Origin of the sequence: Rhodococcus sp. 077-4, from assembly GCF_047782425.1 — a bacterium.
Classification (GTDB): domain Bacteria; phylum Actinomycetota; class Actinomycetes; order Mycobacteriales; family Mycobacteriaceae; genus Rhodococcoides.
The window spans coordinates 1,516,510-1,534,545 of record NZ_JAJPWC010000001.1; the positions used below are offsets into that span (position 1 = coordinate 1,516,510).

Below are 18,036 nucleotides of genomic sequence, written 5' to 3' on the forward strand. Positions count from 1 at the left end.
CGTCCGACCCGAACTGATTCCCACCCGACTAGCGAGAAACAGGACCCCGACGTGACCGAGGCCCCCGCAACACATCCGCACTCGACGACGCGCACCATCGTGCACGTCCTCCGGCACGGCGAGGTGCACAACCCCAAGGGCATCCTCTACGGGCGGCTGCCCGGCTTCAAGCTGTCCGTGACCGGCCAGGCGCAGGCCAAGGCTGTTGCGGATTCGCTCGCCGGCCACGACATCACCCACGTCGTGGCGTCACCACTGCTGCGCGCCCAGGAGACGGCCGGGCCGATCGCCGCGGCCCACGGCCTGACCATCGCCGAGGACGAGAACCTCATCGAAGCGGGCAACGAGTTCGAGGGACTGCGGGTGGCCGTCGGCGACGGTGCGCTACGCCGACCACGGCACTGGTGGAAGCTGCGCGACCCGTTCACCCCGTCCTGGGGCGAGCCGTACCTGCAGATTGCGCACCGCATGCTCGCCGCCGTCAACGCGGCCCGCGTCGAAGCCGTCGGACACGAAGCCGTCTGCGTCAGTCACCAGCTCCCGGTGTGGACCCTGCGCCGATTCCTGCAGGGCGACCGACTGTGGCACGACCCGCGGAACCGCCAGTGCGGGCTTGCGTCGCTGACCTCGCTCGTCTACGAGGGTGACCAACTGGTCGACCTCGTCTACTCCGAGCCCGCAGGAGCGTCCGATCCGAGGATCTCCGGTGCGTAGGTTTCTGCTCGCAATTTCTGCGGTGGCCCTCGTCGCGGGGTGTTCCACCGGCACCGACGCGGTGGCACAGGGCGGGACCTTCCAGTTCGTCTCGCCGGGCGGAAAGACCGACATCTTCTACGACCCGCCGTCCGACCGCGGTGCCCTGGGCGAACTGTCCGGGCCCGACCTGATGACCGAGGGCAAGACGACATCCCTGTCGGACTACGACGGTGACGTCGTGGTCCTGAATGTCTGGGGTCAGTGGTGTGGACCGTGCCGCGGTGAAGCCGACGACCTGGAAAAGGTCTACGAAGCTACCAAGGCCACGGGCGTCGAATTTCTCGGCATCAACGTGCGCGACGAATCACAAACCGCTGCACAGGATTTCGTCGTCAGCAACAACGTCACGTACTCCTCGATCTACGACCCGCCCATGCGCACTCTGACCGCGCTCGGCGGAGTGCCCACCTCCGTCATTCCGACGACCATCGTGCTCGACCGACAGCACCGCGTCGCCGCAGTGTTCCTGCGTGAGCTGCTGGCCGAGGACCTGCAGCCCGTCGTCGAACGCGTAGCAGCCGAGGAGCCAGTGCAGCAGTGACCGTGACAAATCTGGCCGGGATCGGCGCGAGTTTCCAGGAAGCTGCGGCCTCCGGGCCACTGATCCTGGCGCTCGGAGCCTGCGTGCTGGCCGGGCTCGTCTCCTTCGCATCGCCGTGCGTCGTGCCGCTCGTTCCCGGATACCTCTCGTACCTGGCCGGCGTCGTCGGTGCAGATGCCCCGGCCGTCAGCGCCGACGAGGCCGCGGTGAAGACGAAGGTGCGCAGCGGACGGCTTCGCGTGGCCGGAGCGGCGGGACTGTTCGTCCTCGGCTTCACCGTGGTGTTCGTACTCGCCACCGCGTCGGTGTTCGGAGCGATCTCGGTACTGGCGATCAATCGCGAACTGCTGATGAGGATCGGCGGCGTCGTCACCATCGCCATGGGCCTGGTGTTCGTCGGACTGATCCCCGCACTGCAGCGCGACGTCCGGTTCGAGCCAAGGCAGATCGGCTCCCTGGCCGGAGCCCCGCTGCTCGGCGGCGTGTTCGCACTCGGCTGGACCCCATGCCTCGGGCCGACACTGGCAGGCGTCATCTCACTGGCCGCAGGTACCGACGGTACGACGGCAGCGCGGGGCGTCGTCCTGATCGTGGCCTACTGCCTCGGTCTCGGCCTACCGTTCGTGATCCTCGCGTTCGGTTCGGTCAGCGCGCTGCGAGGCGTCGGCTGGCTACGTACACATGCACGACAGATACAGGTGTTCGGCGGAATCATGTTGATAGCGGTAGGAATTGCACTGGTCACCGGTGCCTGGGATCAGTTCGTCGGCTGGGTGCGCGACGCCTTCGTCTCCGATGTGGTGTTGCCGATATGACCGTCGACATCGAAGAGCGCACCGAAGCGTCGCCGCCGCGTAAGCAGTCGCTGCTCGGCAGGGGAGTGGCCCTGATTCGCAACACCTGGCGCGGCCTGACCAGCATGCGAACCGCGCTGGTGCTGTTGTTCCTGCTGGCGTTCGCCGCGGTGCCGGGGGCACTGGTGCCGCAGCGCAGCCTCAACGCGGGCAAGGTCGACGAGTACATCGCGAACCGCCCGACCCTGGGCCCGATCATGGACAAGCTCGAGCTCTTCGACGTGTTCGGCAGCTTCTGGTTCACCGCGATCTACGCACTGCTGTTCGTCTCACTGATCGGTTGCATCCTGCCGCGCTGCATCGAGCACGCGAAGCAGTTGCGCGCCAAGCCTGTTCGTGCGCCGCGCAACCTTTCGCGCCTGCCGCACCACAGCCGCTACGAGGTAGACGGCACACCCGAGGAGATCGCGGCACAGGTGCGCACCCAGTTGCGCGGGTGGCGCGTCGCCCAGCGGTCCGAGGACGGCGGAGCAGTGACGCTGTCGGCGGAGAAGGGCTACGTCCGGGAATTGGGCAACCTCGTCTTCCACCTCTCCCTCGTCGGACTGCTGGCCGCAATCGCCATGGGCAAACTGCTCGGCTACGAGGGAAATCGCATCGTGATCGCCGACGACGGCCCCGGCTTCTGCACCTCGACTCCGGCCAACTACGACTCGTTCCGTGCCGGCAACCTCGTCGACGGCACCGAACTCGAGCCACTGTGCGTGCGCGTCAAGGACTTCCAGGCCGACTACCTCGACACCGGCCAGGCCGAGATGTTCACGTCCAACATCGAGTACCAGGCGGGCGAGGACCTCGAAAACGACGTCTGGCGCGACGAGCAACTGCAGGTCAACCACCCGCTGCGCGTTGCAGGTGACCGCGTCTACCTGCAGGGTCACGGCTACGCGCCCACCTTCACCGTGACGTTCCCGAACGGCGAGACCCGCACCGACACCATTCAGTGGCAGCCGACGGACGCGACGACGTTCCTCTCCAGTGGAGTGCTGCGCGTCGACCCGCCCGGCGGCCTGTATCCCGACGCCCTCGACCGGCGTAAGAACCAGATCGCCATCGAGGGACTGTTCGCGCCGACGGCCTCGTTCCACGGCAGCCTGCTGTCGTCGAGCTTCCCCGCCATGAACGACCCCGCAGTCGCCATCGACATCTACAAGGGCGACACCGGACTCGACACCGGACTCCCACAGTCCATCTTCTCGCTCGATCAGGAAATGATCGCCCAGGGCAGGCTGGTCAAGCAGGACCGCGTCAACCTGATGCCAGGAGAGTCCGCGACGCTCAGTGACGGCACCGTCGTCACGTTCGACGGCGCGAAAGAATTCGTCAATCTCCAGGTCTCGCACGACCCGGCCCAGACCTGGGTGCTCGTCTTCGCACTCACCATGATGGGCGGACTGCTCGTCTCACTGGTGATCAAGCGTCGCAGAATCTGGGTCCGACTCACCGCCGACGCGCAAGCACGACGTACTGTAGTAGACCTCGGCGGACTTGCACGCACCGATCAGGCGGGGTGGGGCGAAGAGTTCGACCGCCTGTGCACCCGCCTGCTCGGCGACACCTCGAAACAGGAGAACTGACCGATGCCGATCAACGAGAACCTTTCGCAGTACAGCGACTGGTCGTTCGAATCAGCGTTCACCATCTACGTGCTCGCGTTCGTCCTGCTCATCGCCCAGTACGCCTCCGCCAAGGCAACGGCCGTGCAGGCGAAGGAGCTCGTCGGTGCCGGTGCCCCGGCTCTCGACTCCCGACCGGGACGCGTCACCGAAGCGCCGAAGCGCCCGCTCTCCGATCGACTCGCAGGCATGGGTTTCGCGTTGCTCGCACCTGCCCTCGCACTGCACATTGCCTCGGTGGTGCTCCGCGGCTTCGCCACTCACCGCTTCCCGCTCGGCAACATGTACGAGTTCGTCACCATGGCCACCGCCGCCGCGGCACTGACCTCCGTCGTCGCGCTGCGCAAGAAGACGATGCGCCCCATGCTGGTGTTCGTCCTCGCTCCGATCATCGTGCTGATGTTCTTCGCCGCCACCAAGCTCTACGCCGACGCCGCACCCGTCGTCCCCGCGCTGCGCTCGTACTGGCTGCCCATCCACGTCACCATCGTCAGCGTCGGAAGCGGCATCCTCCTGGTCTCCGGCGTCGCGAGCCTGCTGTTCCTGCTGCGCATCAAGCAGCCCCTCGGTGAGGAAAGCGTTGGGTTCTGGGGCAAGTTCGCCTCCAAGCTGCCCGACGCCCAGGCACTCGACCGACTCGCCTACAAAACGACCATCGTTGCCTTCCCGCTCTTCGGAGCAGGCGTCATCCTCGGCGCGATCTGGGCCGAGGCCGCATGGGGACGCTTCTGGGGCTGGGATCCCAAAGAAACGATGTCGTTCATCACCTGGATCATCTACGCCGCCTACCTACACGCCCGCGCCACTTCCGGATGGCGCAACACCCGTGCGGCATGGATCAACGTCGCCGGATTCACCGCCATGCTCTTCAACCTCTTCATCATCAACATGGTGGTCTCGGGACTGCACAGTTACGCAGGACTGAACTAGCAGTCGGCCGCTGCGCAGGCCGCCCAGCTGGTAGCGTCCGATCCGGCTCGATGGGGGAAACATCCGAGCTCGGATCTTCGATTGTGGGACGCGAACTGGGGGGGAATCGGTCATGGCCGATCGGCACGAGAACAATTGGCAACCCGTCCGGCCGTTGGACGACGACGTACAGGACGTCGAGCCCGTCGCTCGCACCGCGCCGACGTCCGATGCGACGGCCACCACAGCCGAGCCGGAGGCTCAGGCTGCCGTCAAGCGTGAACCCTTCAGATCCACCCCCATCACAATGCCGCCCGAAAGCGTCGACAACCCACCACTCGCCCCACCCGACGTCACCCCTGAGCCGTCGGCCGAGCTCGTTGTCGGTCCCGAGACCGATCGTGGGACGGTATCGGTTCGCTCTGCGGCATCTGCGGCATCTGCGGCATCTGCGGAGAATGCACCGGCAACGCCCGCGGGTACGCCGACATCATCTTCCGCCACGACGTCGGCGCGCGCAGAGCAGCGTCCCGAGGCCTCGACACCCGAGGCCTCGACACCCGAGGCGAGGCCGATTCCGAGCCCGCCGGTGCCACCCGCGCCCCAACCCGTGACGACCAACCATTGGGTCCCACAACATCACTGGGCTCCGCACGATCAGGGCCTGCCGCCGGGACAGCCGCAGCCGGGGCAGTGGCAGCCGCAGAATCAATGGGCGCCCCAGCCGGGACAGTGGCCACAACCGATGCCTGATCAACGGTCACACCCGAACCAGGTTCCGCCGCATCAGACTCCGCCCCAACAGACTCTGCCCCATCAGGGCGCGCCCATTCAGCAGGCCCCGGAGTACCGCCCGCACATGCAGCAAGGCCCAGGCGATGCGTTGATCGTCGCACCGACGCCGGGATCAGGTTGGCCGGGTCAGCAGCCCGTTCCGCAGGCGACCTCGTCACTCGACCTCGGTAGTTCCTTGCTGATTCGATCGGCAGATGTGCCGCCCGTGGCCGGTTGGCGTCGTGCGTTGCATCTGATGTCCGCCGGCCACATCAACGTGGGAAACAGTGCCGCTCAGCAGCGACGTCTGGAATTGACCGCGCAGGTGCGGCGACCCCTGGTCGGGTGCTATCGCGTCGCGGTGCTCTCGCTGAAAGGCGGCGTCGGCAAAACGACGACGACGGCGACGCTGGGCTCGACGTTCGCCCAGATTCGAGGGGACCGGGTGATCGCGATCGATGCGAACCCCGATCGAGGAACGCTGGGACAGAAGGTGCCGTCCGAGACCACTGCCACCGTTCGAAACCTGTTGCGCGACATCAAGTCTCTGGATCGCTACAGCGACGTCCGGGCCTACACGTCGCAGAACGCCCATCGGCTGGAGGTGTTGGCGTCCGATTCGGATCCGGCGGCCTCCGAAGCGTTCAGCGGCGAGGACTACGACCGCGCGGTGTCGTTGTTGGAGAAGTTCTACAGCATTGTCATCACGGACTGCGGCACCGGATTGATGCACTCGGCAATGGAGAGCATCCTCGAGGGAGCGGACACGCTGGTGGTTGTCAGCTCAGGATCGGTGGACGGCGCACGGAGCGCATCGGCAACGCTGGATTGGCTCGATGCGCACGGCTACCGCGAGTTGGTCGCCAAGTCCGTGGCGGTGGTCAACGGGGTTCGGCCGAGGGCCGGAAAAGTGGATCTGCACAAGGTCGTCGAGCATTTCGAGCAACGGTGCGCCCACGTCCGGACGATCCCGTTCGACCCGCATCTCGAGGAGGGGGCCGAGATCGAGCTGGATCGTCTCCGTGGACGCACGCGAAAGGCACTCTTGGAAGTTGCGGCGGCGGTCGCGACAGGATTTCCTGACGCGTCCACCGGTTCCTACCGCAACTGACAACCGCCGGACCCTATTCGCTGGGCTCGGTGCCGGCCTCGGTTCCGTCTTTTCCTCCGCGGCGAGCCTCACGGTTCATCCGCCACAAGAAATCGGGATCGTCATCGGGTCCGACAGTGCGGGTGGGCGCAGCAGGTCGGGTGCTGGGTCCGAATGCCTTCCAGAACAGCACGATCACTGCCACCAAGCCGATCAACGCCAATAGATAGATCACGACGCACCTCCTACTACGAGGGTAACCGCGATGCAACGGCCTCCGCACCCGTCGAGCGTCGAAGATTCCTGAGAATGTTCGATGACTTCGTACGGGTGCGGATACCGAGGGTCGATCGTCCTTCGTGACGCGTGAATCAGTGGTGCGCGCCGGCTTCCGTCGTCAGCGAGGTCAGCAACTGCATGACCTCGGTCTCGCGGAATCGACGGTGTCCGCCCGGCGTACGAAGCGAGCCGAGGCGTCCGGCGTGTGCCCAGCGAGTCACGGTCTTCGGGTCGACGTGGAAAAGCGCGGCTACCTGACCCGGCGTGAGCAGTGAGTCCTGAGCCTTGTGAAATGTGGGTGCGCTCATCTTGTCGTGTCCTCCTACGATGCGGTTCGGTGCGTGTGCGTCGAACCGGAAATAACGGTCTGCTGTGGTTCGTGCCCCATGGTTGCACTCGAACCCCTAGGTACTCGACTGATACAAGGTTGGTAAAGGTGAGGTAATGGACAAATCGGTCACGACAGGGGTGGGTCGGGTAGTGATCCGAGCCCGGTAACCTGGGACCCGTGAGTGACGCGAACAGTGCCGACAGCAGCGATCCGACCAGCGCAAATGCCGTGCCGGGTAGGTCGGCGAAGAAATCTCTCGCCGTGAACCTCGGGGTCTACACCTTCGCGCGACTGGCGTTGGTCATCGTGATCGCCGCGGTCATCGTCGGAGTCGGTTTACTCTTCGGCGTGGAGGTGCCGGTGCTCGTGGCCGCGATCTTCGCGGTGCTGATCTCACTCCCGCTGTCGCTGCTCCTGTTCAAGAACATGCGCATCCGCGTCAACGAATCCATCGCCGCGGTGGACGAGGACAGGCGCACCGCGCGCGCGGACCTGCAGTCGAAGCTGCGCGGAGAAGACGGCTCGAAGTGACCAGGTCGGTGGACCACTCGGGATCGCGCCGGTGGGTCGACAACGCGGTCCGGCTGATCGAAGCAGATTCCCAGCGCAGTGCCGACACACACCTGCTTCGCTATCCCCTCCCAGCGGCCTGGGGCATCTCGCTGTACCTCAAGGACGAGTCCACGCACATCACCGGCAGCCTGAAGCACCGGCTGGCTCGGTCGCTGTTTCTGTACGCCATCTGCAACGGCTGGATCACCGAACGCACTACGGTGATCGAGGCGTCGTCGGGCTCCACCGCCGTCAGCGAGGCGTATTTCGCCGGACTGCTCGGGCTGAAGTTCGTCGCGGTGATGCCACGGAGCACCAGCCCGGCCAAGGTCGCCCTCATCGAGTCTCACGGCGGACGGTGTCATTTCGTCGACCACCCCGGTGAGATGTACACCGAAGCACATCGACTCGCCGCCGAACCCGACTGCCACTACATGGACCAGTTCACGCACGCCGAGCGAGCCACCGACTGGCGCGGAAACAACAACATCGCCGAGTCCATCTTCGATCAGCTACGGCTCGAGGAATGCCCCGTCCCCGACTGGGTGGTCGTGGGTGCCGGGACCGGAGGAACCAGCGCCACCATCGGTCGCTACATCCGATACCGCAGGCATGCAACGCAATTGGCAGTGGTCGACCCCGAGAATTCTGCCTTCATCGGCGGCTACGAGACCGGCGACGCTGCCTACGAGACAGGCCTGTCCTCCCGCATCGAAGGGATCGGCCGACCGCGCGTGGAACCGTCGTTCGTCGGCCAGGTGATCGATCGCATGATCGCAGTGCCCGACGCTGCCTCCGTCGCGGCCGCGCGATTCACCTCGGAAGCACTCGGAAAACGGGTGGGCGGATCCACGGGAACCAACATCTGGGGTGCCTTCGGGTTGATCGCGGAGATGATCGCCGCGGGCCGCGGTGGGAGCGTCGTGACATTGCTGTGCGACGGGGGCGACCGCTACGCGCACACCTACTTCGACGACACCTGGGTGGCGAACCAGGGCATGGACCTCGCCGCACCGACCGCAGCGCTCGACGGGTTCATCCGTACCGGAGTGCTCTCACCCTAGACGCGCCTGCACCCGCAGACTCCTCGCCAGGTGGTCTCGTTGCTCGATCACCAAGCGCCGCAGGGCCGCCGGTGCCCACTCGTGCTCGGCGAGCCAACTGTCTGCGGCCTCGGTCGAGGACTGCTGCGGAAACAGACGGACGACGATTCGTCGCGCGATCTCGATGCTGCGCGAGGTCCACAACGACGAGATGGACTCGAAGTACCGGTCGTCGTACGGCTGCGTCAGGTCCGGTCGGTGCCCGGCTCCGAAGCCGGTGATGAAAGCGTCGAGAACGTCGTTGGACGCGTCGTCGCGCTCGGTGATGGCGGCCCACGCCCTCGCCTTGACCTCGGCATCCGGTATCGCCGTCGACGCCGCGATGTGTGCGGTGCGTCCCGACGACGTGTTGTCCGCGGCCAGTTCGGCATCGAGTTCGGCCGTCGTCGCGTTTCCGGTGGCGGCCAGGGCCAACCAGAACGACCAACGTTGATCGGGATCGAGACGCAGACCCGGCACGGTGGCCGTGCCGTCGAGCAGAGCGCGGAGGTCGGCTGCACGGGATCCGTCGAGTTGGGACGCGGCCGCGGTGGCCCGCGCCCACACCAACTGGGTATCGCTCCCCGGCACGCTCGAATGCAGTTGCGTCCACGACGCCTCGAGCCACTGCCGAGCGGGTTCGACCCGCCGGTTTTCCGGGAGGTAGTGCTCGAGGGCGTAAGCAACGTTGGCCGTGACTGCCGAGAGCAGTCCGATCTTGGGCTCGTTGGGCGCGAATCTGGTTGCGAGGTCGATGTATTCGAGTGCGGACAGCTCGGCATCGCGGGTGAGGTTCCACAGCGCAGACCACACCAGGCCTCGGGCCAGGGGATCGACGATGCGATCGAGGTGAGCGAGCACAGTGGCGGTGGAGCGCTCGTCGAATCGGATCTTGGCGTACGTCAGGTCGTCGTCGTTGAGCAGAACCAGTGCGGCCTCGGGGAAGTCGACCGGCGTTCGTGCCTCGATGATGTCGAGTTCGTAGCGCCGGGTGCGCGTCAGGTTCCCTGCCTCGTCGAGATCGTAGAGGCCGACGGCAATGCGGTGAGGCCGCGGATCCGTCTGCTCGACGGCGTCGCCGGTGTAGCCGATCGTCGACACGCCGGTGGTTTGCAGCCATGCCTCGGCCCAGGTGTCGAGGTCGCGCCCGCTCGCGGTGGACATCTCACCGAGCAGGTCCGTCAGCGTCGTGTTCCCGAAGGCGTGGGTGCGGAAGTAGTTGCGGGAAGCAGCGAAGAAGGCGTCGGCACCGACGAACGCGCCGAGTTGCTTCAGGACGCTTGCGCCCTTGGCATAGGTGATGCCGTCGAAGTTCAGCTTCGCGGCCTCGAGGTCGGTGATGTCGGCGACGATCGGATGGGTGGTCGGCAGCTGGTCCTGCAGGTAGGCCCATGCTTTTCGACGGTTGGCGAAGCTGACCCAGGCATCGGTGAATCGAGTGACCTCGGCCGACGCGTATGCGCCCATGTAGTCGGCGAACGATTCCTTGAGCCACAGGTCGTCCCACCACTGCATCGTGACGAGGTCGCCGAACCACATGTGCGCCATCTCGTGCAGAATCGTGTTGGCGCGGGCCTCGTACTGGGCTTCGGTTGCGGCAGAACGGAATACATACGATTCGGTGAACGTGACGAGGCCGGGATTCTCCATCGCTCCGAGGTTGTATTCGGGCACGAAGATCTGATCGTACTTCCCGAACGGGTACGGGTAGTCGAACTTGTCGTGGAAGAAGTCCAGGCCCCGCTTCGTGATGTCGAAGATGTCCTCGGCGTCGAAGTACTCGGCGAGCGAAGCCCGGCAATAGGCTCCGAGGGGGACGGTGAGTTCGCCTCGAGTCCAGGACGATCGGACGCGGTGATACGGGCCCGCCGCAACGGCGGTGATGTAGGTCGATATCGGCAGAGTCGACGCGAACGTGGTGACCGTGTCGTCGGTGACTCCCTCGCGGTTGGACAGCACGGTCCACGTCGGTGGAGCCGCCACCGTCAGAGTGAACGGGGCCTTGAGGTCCGGTTGCTCGAAGTTCGCGAACACCCTCCGCGCATCGGCGGGCTCGTACTGCGTGTACAGGTAGACGTTGTCGTCCACAGGATCGACGAACCGGTGCAGCCCTTCACCCGATCGGCTGTATCGGCCTCGCGCGCGTATCCGCACGACGTTGTGCTCGGTGAGCCCGACCAGCTGAATGCGAGCGCCGTCGTAGTCGACCGGTGTGTCGGTGCTGTTGACGATGACCTCGTCGACTGCGGCACCGATGAAGTCCACCCACGTTGCAGCCGTGGTCGCATCGAATTCGATGGTCGTGACGGTCTCGAAGGTGTCGAGGCTCGTGTCCTGCGCACCCAGAAGATCCAGGTGAACGCGATACGTCACCCCGCGGATGTGGCGCGATCGCCTGCGGGTTTCGGTCCGGGTCAGATTCGCGGTGCTCACCGAACCAACCCTATGCGATCGATTTTCACAGGGTCGGTGCAGTGAAGTAGTGGCGTCCGAGTGGATCGACGGTATGCATCACCCCTTCCGGAAGTAGCTCGGTGCGCCACAGTTTGCGCGTCTTGAGATTGTGGTGAAGCCGGCACCGCGGGCCGATGTTGGTCGGAATCGTCCAACCCCCTCGCTCCGGGTTCTGTCGGTCGAATTCGACGATGTGGTCGAGGTCGCACCGGTCCGAAGGCACGTCGCAGCCAGGATGAACGCAGTACGGCTGGTCGGCGCGAACCCTCGCCGCGAGTGCCCTACTCGGCTTGTACGACAGTGCCCCCGGCGGCGGAAGCGTCAAGCCTCCGTGGCCGTCGGGGTGTAGGGCGTGCACGCCGAGGGGATTGCGCTCGACGATGGCACGCCAGCGCTCGATCAACGTCCCGCCACCCGGTCGCGACCGCGTAGGCGTCCCTTCGGGTGGTGCTGTGGCACGATCCTGCGGCGCGGATTCGGTACTGCCGGTTGCTGTCTCGCCGGTTGCTGTCTCGCCGGTTACGGCGGCACTGCCGGCCGAAGGGTCGGCCGAGCGCGATTGCGGTGTCACATCACCTGAGTCCGCGGCTTCACCGCGAGAGGTCGTGCAGGTCGCGCACCGGCACACCAGCGTCTCGCCGCGCATCAAGGCAGTGTGTGCTTCGCCCCGTCGTTGATCGGGAGATCGTGGGTCCTCGGGGTGCAGGCGCGCGACCTCGGCATCGAGTCGTGAAATCTGATCGTCGGCTTCGCCGTCGGTCATCACGGTGGTGAGGCTCGACAGTCCTCGTGCTCGTCGACGAAGCCGAACTCGCTTCTCCGTCCGCGCGGCCCGTGTACGCACTTCACGGTCCCAGTCCGGATCGGCTTCGATGAGCAGTCGATCGATTTCGCGACCCAGGGAACCCGGTGCCATTTCCCTGGCGGCTTTCAGCACCTCGGCTTCGATGTCGTCGACCGTGTCGGGACGGGCCAGAAGCAGATGATCGTGAATCGTCCTGACCCGTTCCATATCAAGCGAACCGTCGACGAACCGATCCTTCACCGAGGGCCGCAATCGGTGCCACATCTGCACCTTGTTGTTGACGGACGCGAAGGTGGACGACAGCGCTGCAGCCAGTTCGCAGATCGCCGAGCCGTAGAGATCCTTCTCGGTCACTCCTGTGTCCCACGGCGAGGCGCATGCCGTTCGGCCACGAACGTAGTCGTCCATGAACGCCAATTCCGATGCGGCGGCTGCGTTGATCGTCCGGCGCGCGCCGAGAACGTCGGCGAGTGCGCAGTGCTCGTCATCCATCCACGTCGACTTGCGTAGCCCCATGTCACCCCCCAGCGACGCTGGATCGAACTTGTATTCGACCCCATTGCCGAAAGTGTAGAACGGAGCACCGACAAGTTCATCGCCGCAGGTCAAAGGCTCAGCGCGCGCCGACGGCCTCGATCACGTCGAGTTCGAGTAGATAGTGGTTGATGTCGATCGCAGCTCTCGATCCTGCCGCCGCCGAGTTGATCAGCTGTGCAGGCGAATCCGAGACGTTGCCCGCTGCCCACAGCCCGTCCATGCTGGTGCGGCCGGTCGGGTCGGCCGCCACCCACCCGTTCTCCAGCCGCGTGCACCCGATTCGGACCAGGAGTTCATCGTTGGGGACGAATGTCGGTCCGACGAAGACGACCGATCGGGGAACGACGGTGCCGTCGACGAGTTCGACGCCGCTCACGACGCCTCCGTTCGCGACGAGTCGCGCGACCGGGACGTCGACGATCGCAACGGACCGGGCGTCGAGTCGAATCCGTTCGTTGTCCGTCAGTTCGATGCCGTTGGTGAAGAAGACGACGTCCCGTGACCATTGGCGAATCAACGAGGCCTGGTGGACCGTGAACGGTCGATTCGATCCGCCCACAACGGCAATGGGCTGATCCCGCACCTCGTGACCGTGGCAGTACGGGCAGTGCAGTACCCCTGAGCCCCAGTGCTCGCGAACGCCGGGGATGTCGGGTAACTCGTCCCGAAGCCCGGTGGCCACCAGGACCGATCGAGAATTCAGTACCGTCCCACTCTCGAGGTGGACGGTGAAACCGTCGTCGACGCGAGTCACGTTGCTCTGCAGTATTTCTGCGCCGTAATGGAGGGCCTCCCGGCGTCCACTGTCGAGCAGCTCGTGCGGGGATGCCCCGTCACGCGAGAGAAAGCCGTGAACGTGATCGGCAGGCGCGTTGCGCGGATTTCCGGCGTCGACCAGTACCACCTGCCGCCGTGCACGGGCCAAAAGTGTTGCGGCGCTGAGTCCTGCGGGACCACCGCCGATCACCACTGTGTCGTACGTCAAGACGCCTCCTCGGGTCTGCGATAGGCTGTGAAGGTAGCAGAATGTCAACTAGTTAACAATAATGGTGGTGACGATGACCGACGCATCGCTGCGGGAGCTGACCTGCGCACGATGGGCCGAGTTCAACCCCGATCTGGACACCTCGCCCATGCAGGTGGTTGCCCAGATCAAGCGCGTCGTAGCGCTGCTCGAGCTGGCCGTCGAGCCGATCTACGCCGACGCCGGCGTGACGGTGGCCGAGGTCGAACTGATGGTGCCGCTGCGCTATGCGGTCGAACCTGTGACGGCGGTACGCCTTGCCGAGATGCTCGGCATGACCCGCGCGGGAGTCAGCAAAGCGCTGGGAAAGCTCGAGCGCCGCGGTTTTCTCGAACGGATGCCGTCCGCCGTGGATCGGAGATCTGCGACGATCACGTTGACCGATACGGGGAAAGATGTTGTGGACGAGATCTTTCCCCGTGAGCTCGCGGCTCACGGTCGGATGTTCGACGCATTGGGCGCGCGACGCGAGAGCATCCTCGACGCCTTGGACGTACTGGCCGTGTCGATGGAAGGCGGCTTGTCGGCGACATCGGAATCGAAGGCCTGAACGGTCGCACTCGATTCGAGGCGAATCGCCGCTACGCTCGCGATGACGTGCAGGGCAACCTCGGAGGCAGTGCAGTGAACACATTCCAGAAGTCGGCGGCAGCGTTCAACAAGGTCTTCACGGTTGTCATGAAGGCCCCGGTGCTCGACAGAGTGCTCGGACGGTCCATGGGCATCCTGACCTACACCGGCCGCAAGTCCGGCAAGAAGTTCTCGTTGCCAGTGGCGTACAGGCGGACGGGCGATCACGTGAAAGTCGGAGTCGCGATGCCGGACAAGAAGAATTGGTGGAGAAACTTCGAGAACGACGGCGGTCGGGTCGATGTCGACCTCGGGGGCGTCCACCACTCCGGCCGTGCGGTGGCCACGCGCGACGACCGTGGGCGAGTGACCGTCGACATCACCTTGGACAGCTGAATGCTCGCAGGCGCGCTGTCAACCGTCATTGACACCCACCGGTTGTCAATCTAAATTGACATCATGACCGAAGCCACCGCACTTGCTGCCGCAGCCGCCAGTCCCGATCCGGGGGAGGGGCTGCGCGCAGTCGCTGCCCTTCGCCGCCTGCTCGAACGATTGGAAGAGGCGCAGGTGCGCAATGCGCGACGCCACGGCTGGGCCTGGCAGGCGATTGCCGACTCGCTGGGAGTCAGCAGGCAGGCAGTCCACAAGAAGCACGCCGGAAGCGGAAGGTAGACAACCATGTTCGAGAGATTCACCAAGTCGGCCAGAGCGGTGGTCGTCGGCGCGCAGGGCCACGCGCGGACGCTGCACTCGCAACGCATCGAGCCCACCCACTTGTTTCTGAGTGCCCTCGAGCATGCCGACGAACCACTGAGGCGGGGGTTGGCCGCGGCCGGATTCACCGTCGACGGGGTACTGGCGGACGCGCAAGCGAGTGACGCGCGTGCGCTGAAGTCTCTCGGGATCGACCTGGACACCGTCGTGTCGACCATCGACTCCACGCTCGGTCCGGGAGCGCTGAACGAGACGCGGGGTACGAGCCGATCCCATCTCCCCTTCACTTCGTCGGCCAAGGAGGTGTTGACGCTGTCCCTGAAAGAGGCCCTCGAACGACGAGACCGCGAGATAGGCGTCGAGCATGTGCTTCTCGGTCTCGTTCGCGGCGCCGATCCGGGGTTCACCGAACTCGTCCGCAGGCAGTGTTCGCTCGAGGAGTTGCGGTCGGCGATCCTGCCCGTTCGGACGCCGTAGCCCTCGGGCGCTCACGGACCCTACGATGGCGCCATGAACTTTCTGATTCGGCTCGTGATCAACGCCGTTGCCATCTGGGTCGCGAAGGAATTCGTGGATGGCATCACCGTCACCAGCTCGGGCCGCGGTGATGGGTGGGACATCGTGGTTCTGCTCGGCATCGCTGCCGTGTTGACGATCGTCAATGCGTTCATCAAGCCGATGGTGAAGTTGCTGTCGCTGCCGTTGCTGATTCTGACGCTCGGCTTGTTCACCCTCGTGATCAATGCGTTGATGCTGCTGCTGACGGGTTGGCTGTCGTCGCAGACCGGCTACGGCCTCGAGATCGTCGGGTTCGCCGCCGCGTTCTGGGGCGCGATCATCATCTCGATCGTGAACTTCCTGCTGGGCGCTTTCGTGCCCGACGAGCGCTAGGCGAACGCCAGCGCGACGCCGGTGCTCGCGCCCCAGACGAGCATGGCCAGTCCCGAATCACGCAGCGCCGGAATCAGTTCGAATCCGTGAGCGCCCTTGCGTACGGGGGAATTCGCGCGAGCGGCGAGGGGGAGCGCGAGCAGGCCAACCAAGGCCCACGGGGTGCGAGCGATCAGAACGACGGTCATCGCGAAGGGCACCACCAGCAGCGCAAGGTGCAGGTAGCGAGTGCGGGTATCGCCCAATCGCACTGCCAGCGTGAGCTTTCCGGATTCGGTATCGGTGGGGATGTCGCGCAGATTGTTGGCCACGAGTACTGCGCTCGAGAACGATCCGACGGCCACCGCTGCTAAAACTCCGGCCCAGTCGATCTGCTCGGCCTGCACGAACTGGGTGCCGAGGACCGCCACGAGACCGAAGAACACGAACACGGCGATCTCGCCGAAACCGCTGTAGCCGTAAGGCTTCGAGCCTCCCGTGTAGTACCAGGCACCGGCGATGCACACCAGTCCCACCGCGACCAGCCACCACGCGCTGGTTGCCGCCAGCACCAAACCGGCCACTGCGCCGACAGCGAAGCACCCGATGGCGGCATTTTTCACTGCGCCTGCGGAGGCCGCCTTCGAGCCGACCAGCCTCAGAGGTCCGACTCGATCGTCGTCGGTACCGCGGATTCCGTCGGAGTAGTCGTTGGCGAAATTGACGCCGACGATCAGGGCCAACGAGACGATCAACGCCAGCAGGGCCTTCCACCACACACCGGCGTCGAGCGACACGGCCGCACCGGTGCCGACGAGCACGGGAGCGATCGCATTCGGGAGTGTGCGCGGTCGCGCACCTTCGATCCATTGCGCAGTGGTGGCCATGAGCGACGATCTTTCCGTATCTGTTCGACGGGTGAGAACGCGGCCGGTCAGAACGGCAGACGCGGCAATACCGGCAACGGTATGACGGGCATCTGGACGCCTGGGATCTGTGGCAGAGGCACCGTGGGCGGCGGCGGTGGAGCCGGCGGGTAGTAGCGCGGCTCGTACTGCACGTACGGCACCGAACCGCCGGCGGCAGCCGGTGCAGGCGCGGTGGTCGTCGGCGGGGGAGGCGGGACGTCGGGGAGTGGGGACGACGTCGTCTTGCTGGTGGCCGCCGCCGGCGTCGTGGTCTGCGGAACTGCCTCGCCGACGCTGGCAGGGGTGCTCAGCGGTTGGCTCTCGTTGCCGGACCCGAGCGCGGTGAACACGCCGATCGCGGCGATGACGCCGGCGATCGGCAGCGCGATCATGCCCAGTCGTGCCAATGCCGGTCGGTGCGAGACTGCGGGTGGCACCTGGGTCGCGTCGACGTGGGTGGCGTGTACCGCGGCCCCACCGGCGACAACCAGCTCGGGCCTGTCCGGAACGATGACCGGCAGCTGCAGGAACCGTTCGAGGGTGGCTCTGACCAGAGGGACGTTGGACGTGCCGCCGATGGCGACGACGGCGTCGGGATAGAACTCGGCCTCGCGTCCCAGTTGCCGTACCGTCTCGGCGGCTTGCTCGGTGGACCGCGCGATGGACAACTCGAAGATGTGCCGCTCGAGGAGGATGTGCTCGCCGTCGGGTGTGCTGGTGGTCAGGTGCGCAGACAGCGCTTCCTTGATTCCGCGACAGAATGCCGTCAACGCACTGTCCTCGTCGTGCGTTTGTGGAGCTCGCACGATGCCCAGGCCGAGAATGTGCTCGCGGACCACAGCGTCGAACGCGGTGCCGCTGATGGCGGTGGTTCGCGTCGAACCGTAGGAGCGGCCGGATTCGACGTCCACGATGTCGACGTTCACGCCGGTTTCTCCCGCGTCGAACAGTGCGATCGTTCGGTGGTGGGCGGGCAGCCCGGGGCGCAGGTACTCCAGTGCCGCGCCGGTTTCGTCGATGAGGTGGACGTCGGAGACGTACTCCTCGGCGAGTGCGCCGGTGATCTCGGTACGTTCCGCGGGGGTGCGATAGGCGACGCCGAGAGATTGGGGTGCGTCCGGACTGTCGACGATGCCGCGGACGACGCGTGCGAGGTCCCGCGCCGTCGGCGAGAGCTGCCAGTCGTCGAACGGGGTGCCGTCGGTCCATGCGCCGTCCTCGGTGGTCCGCGCCGTGCGAATGCCGCACGTGCCCGCGGACACACCCACTGACGAACGCATCTCTGCTCCGGCCTCTCCGATTCGGTGACGGTGTTTGGGTCCATCGAACGCGCCCTCATGACAGGCGACGTGAACACTGTACCGTCT

The 18,036-nt window shown here is 65.5% G+C and carries 20 protein-coding genes; 13 read left to right on the forward strand and 7 right to left on the reverse strand.

Annotated features, from left to right (window positions below):
- Positions 1-51 precede the first annotated feature (51 nt).
- From ACNEOT_RS07495 to ACNEOT_RS07520, 6 genes are all read left to right on the forward strand, one after another.
- Positions 52-714 carry a histidine phosphatase family protein gene (locus tag ACNEOT_RS07495; protein WP_415973264.1) on the forward strand — a complete coding sequence of 221 codons (663 nt, stop codon included), beginning with the start codon at positions 52-54 and terminating at the stop codon, positions 712-714.
- Positions 707-1,297 carry a redoxin family protein gene (locus ACNEOT_RS07500; protein ID WP_415973265.1) on the forward strand — a complete coding sequence of 197 codons (591 nt, stop codon included), beginning with the start codon at positions 707-709 and terminating at the stop codon, positions 1,295-1,297. The genes ACNEOT_RS07495 and ACNEOT_RS07500 overlap by 8 nt, the downstream gene beginning before the upstream one ends.
- Positions 1,294-2,112 (forward strand): cytochrome c biogenesis CcdA family protein, encoded by an 819-nt coding sequence (locus tag ACNEOT_RS07505; protein ID WP_415973266.1) that lies wholly within the window; start codon positions 1,294-1,296, stop codon positions 2,110-2,112. Before ACNEOT_RS07500 ends, ACNEOT_RS07505 begins: the two co-directional genes overlap by 4 nt.
- On the forward strand, positions 2,109-3,728 hold the full coding sequence (locus ACNEOT_RS07510; RefSeq protein ID WP_415973267.1) for a cytochrome c biogenesis protein ResB: 1,620 nt from the start codon (positions 2,109-2,111) through the stop codon (positions 3,726-3,728). The genes ACNEOT_RS07505 and ACNEOT_RS07510 overlap by 4 nt, the downstream gene beginning before the upstream one ends.
- 3 nt (positions 3,729-3,731) lie before the next feature.
- On the forward strand, positions 3,732-4,697 hold the full coding sequence (gene ccsB / locus ACNEOT_RS07515) for a c-type cytochrome biogenesis protein CcsB (RefSeq protein WP_415973268.1): 966 nt from the start codon (positions 3,732-3,734) through the stop codon (positions 4,695-4,697).
- A gap of 568 nt (positions 4,698-5,265) precedes the next feature.
- The gene (locus ACNEOT_RS07520; RefSeq protein ID WP_415973695.1) at positions 5,266-6,561 is read left to right on the forward strand and encodes an AAA family ATPase; all 1,296 of its coding nucleotides are present in this window, start codon (positions 5,266-5,268) and stop codon (positions 6,559-6,561) included.
- A gap of 13 nt (positions 6,562-6,574) precedes the next feature.
- Here ACNEOT_RS07520 and ACNEOT_RS07525 read toward each other — a convergent pair whose 3' ends face one another.
- On the reverse strand, positions 6,575-6,775 hold the full coding sequence (locus tag ACNEOT_RS07525) for a hypothetical protein (protein ID WP_415973269.1): 201 nt from the start codon (positions 6,773-6,775) through the stop codon (positions 6,575-6,577).
- A 136-nt stretch (positions 6,776-6,911) separates the two neighbouring features.
- Positions 6,912-7,127: a BldC family transcriptional regulator gene (locus ACNEOT_RS07530; RefSeq protein ID WP_037187021.1), complete on the reverse strand. Its 216-nt coding sequence runs from the start codon at positions 7,125-7,127 to the stop codon at positions 6,912-6,914.
- A 200-nt stretch (positions 7,128-7,327) separates the two neighbouring features.
- On the opposite strand from ACNEOT_RS07530, the gene ACNEOT_RS07535 reads away from it, so the two are divergent.
- Together ACNEOT_RS07535 and ACNEOT_RS07540 are read left to right on the forward strand one after the other, a co-directional pair.
- Positions 7,328-7,681, forward strand: a complete 354-nt coding sequence (locus ACNEOT_RS07535) for a DUF4229 domain-containing protein (RefSeq protein WP_415973270.1) — start codon at positions 7,328-7,330, stop codon at positions 7,679-7,681.
- Positions 7,678-8,766, forward strand: a complete 1,089-nt coding sequence (locus ACNEOT_RS07540; RefSeq protein WP_415973271.1) for a PLP-dependent cysteine synthase family protein — start codon at positions 7,678-7,680, stop codon at positions 8,764-8,766. Before ACNEOT_RS07535 ends, ACNEOT_RS07540 begins: the two co-directional genes overlap by 4 nt.
- On the opposite strand, the gene pepN is transcribed toward ACNEOT_RS07540, so the two are convergent.
- From pepN to ACNEOT_RS07555, 3 genes are all read right to left on the reverse strand, one after another.
- Complete coding sequence (pepN, locus tag ACNEOT_RS07545) at positions 8,758-11,217, reverse strand: aminopeptidase N (RefSeq protein ID WP_415973272.1); 2,460 nt, start codon at positions 11,215-11,217, stop codon at positions 8,758-8,760. The two genes, ACNEOT_RS07540 and pepN, sit on opposite strands and share 9 nt — an antisense overlap.
- Positions 11,218-11,242: 25 nt before the next feature.
- Positions 11,243-12,559, reverse strand: coding sequence for a DUF222 domain-containing protein (locus ACNEOT_RS07550; protein WP_415973273.1), 1,317 nt, complete (start codon positions 12,557-12,559; stop codon positions 11,243-11,245).
- Positions 12,560-12,656: 97 nt separating this feature from the next.
- The gene (locus tag ACNEOT_RS07555) at positions 12,657-13,565 is read right to left on the reverse strand and encodes an NAD(P)/FAD-dependent oxidoreductase (protein ID WP_415973274.1); all 909 of its coding nucleotides are present in this window, start codon (positions 13,563-13,565) and stop codon (positions 12,657-12,659) included.
- Between the two features lie 73 nt (positions 13,566-13,638).
- Here ACNEOT_RS07555 and ACNEOT_RS07560 point away from each other — a divergent pair, with 73 nt between their 5' ends.
- The 5 genes from ACNEOT_RS07560 (at position 13,639) to ACNEOT_RS07580 (ending at position 15,782) form a co-directional block, all read left to right on the forward strand.
- On the forward strand, positions 13,639-14,154 hold the full coding sequence (locus tag ACNEOT_RS07560) for a MarR family winged helix-turn-helix transcriptional regulator (protein ID WP_415973275.1): 516 nt from the start codon (positions 13,639-13,641) through the stop codon (positions 14,152-14,154).
- Between the two features lie 74 nt (positions 14,155-14,228).
- Positions 14,229-14,570 carry a nitroreductase/quinone reductase family protein gene (locus ACNEOT_RS07565; RefSeq protein WP_415973276.1) on the forward strand — a complete coding sequence of 114 codons (342 nt, stop codon included), beginning with the start codon at positions 14,229-14,231 and terminating at the stop codon, positions 14,568-14,570.
- A gap of 63 nt (positions 14,571-14,633) precedes the next feature.
- A complete protein-coding gene (locus ACNEOT_RS07570) occupies positions 14,634-14,849 on the forward strand; it encodes a helix-turn-helix domain-containing protein (protein WP_415973277.1) in 216 nt (71 codons plus the stop codon).
- 6 nt (positions 14,850-14,855) lie between these two features.
- Entirely contained in the window at positions 14,856-15,368 is a 513-nt protein-coding gene (locus ACNEOT_RS07575; RefSeq protein ID WP_415973278.1) for a Clp protease N-terminal domain-containing protein, read from the forward strand.
- Positions 15,369-15,401: 33 nt separating this feature from the next.
- Complete coding sequence (locus tag ACNEOT_RS07580) at positions 15,402-15,782, forward strand: phage holin family protein (protein WP_415973279.1); 381 nt, start codon at positions 15,402-15,404, stop codon at positions 15,780-15,782.
- Here ACNEOT_RS07580 and ACNEOT_RS07585 read toward each other — a convergent pair.
- Positions 15,779-16,648 carry a 1,4-dihydroxy-2-naphthoate polyprenyltransferase gene (locus tag ACNEOT_RS07585; RefSeq protein WP_415973280.1) on the reverse strand — a complete coding sequence of 290 codons (870 nt, stop codon included), beginning with the start codon at positions 16,646-16,648 and terminating at the stop codon, positions 15,779-15,781. The two genes, ACNEOT_RS07580 and ACNEOT_RS07585, sit on opposite strands and share 4 nt — an antisense overlap.
- Before the next feature lie 47 nt (positions 16,649-16,695).
- Positions 16,696-17,949 (reverse strand): Hsp70 family protein, encoded by a 1,254-nt coding sequence (locus tag ACNEOT_RS07590; protein ID WP_415973281.1) that lies wholly within the window; start codon positions 17,947-17,949, stop codon positions 16,696-16,698.
- Between the last annotated feature and the right edge of the window lie 87 nt (positions 17,950-18,036).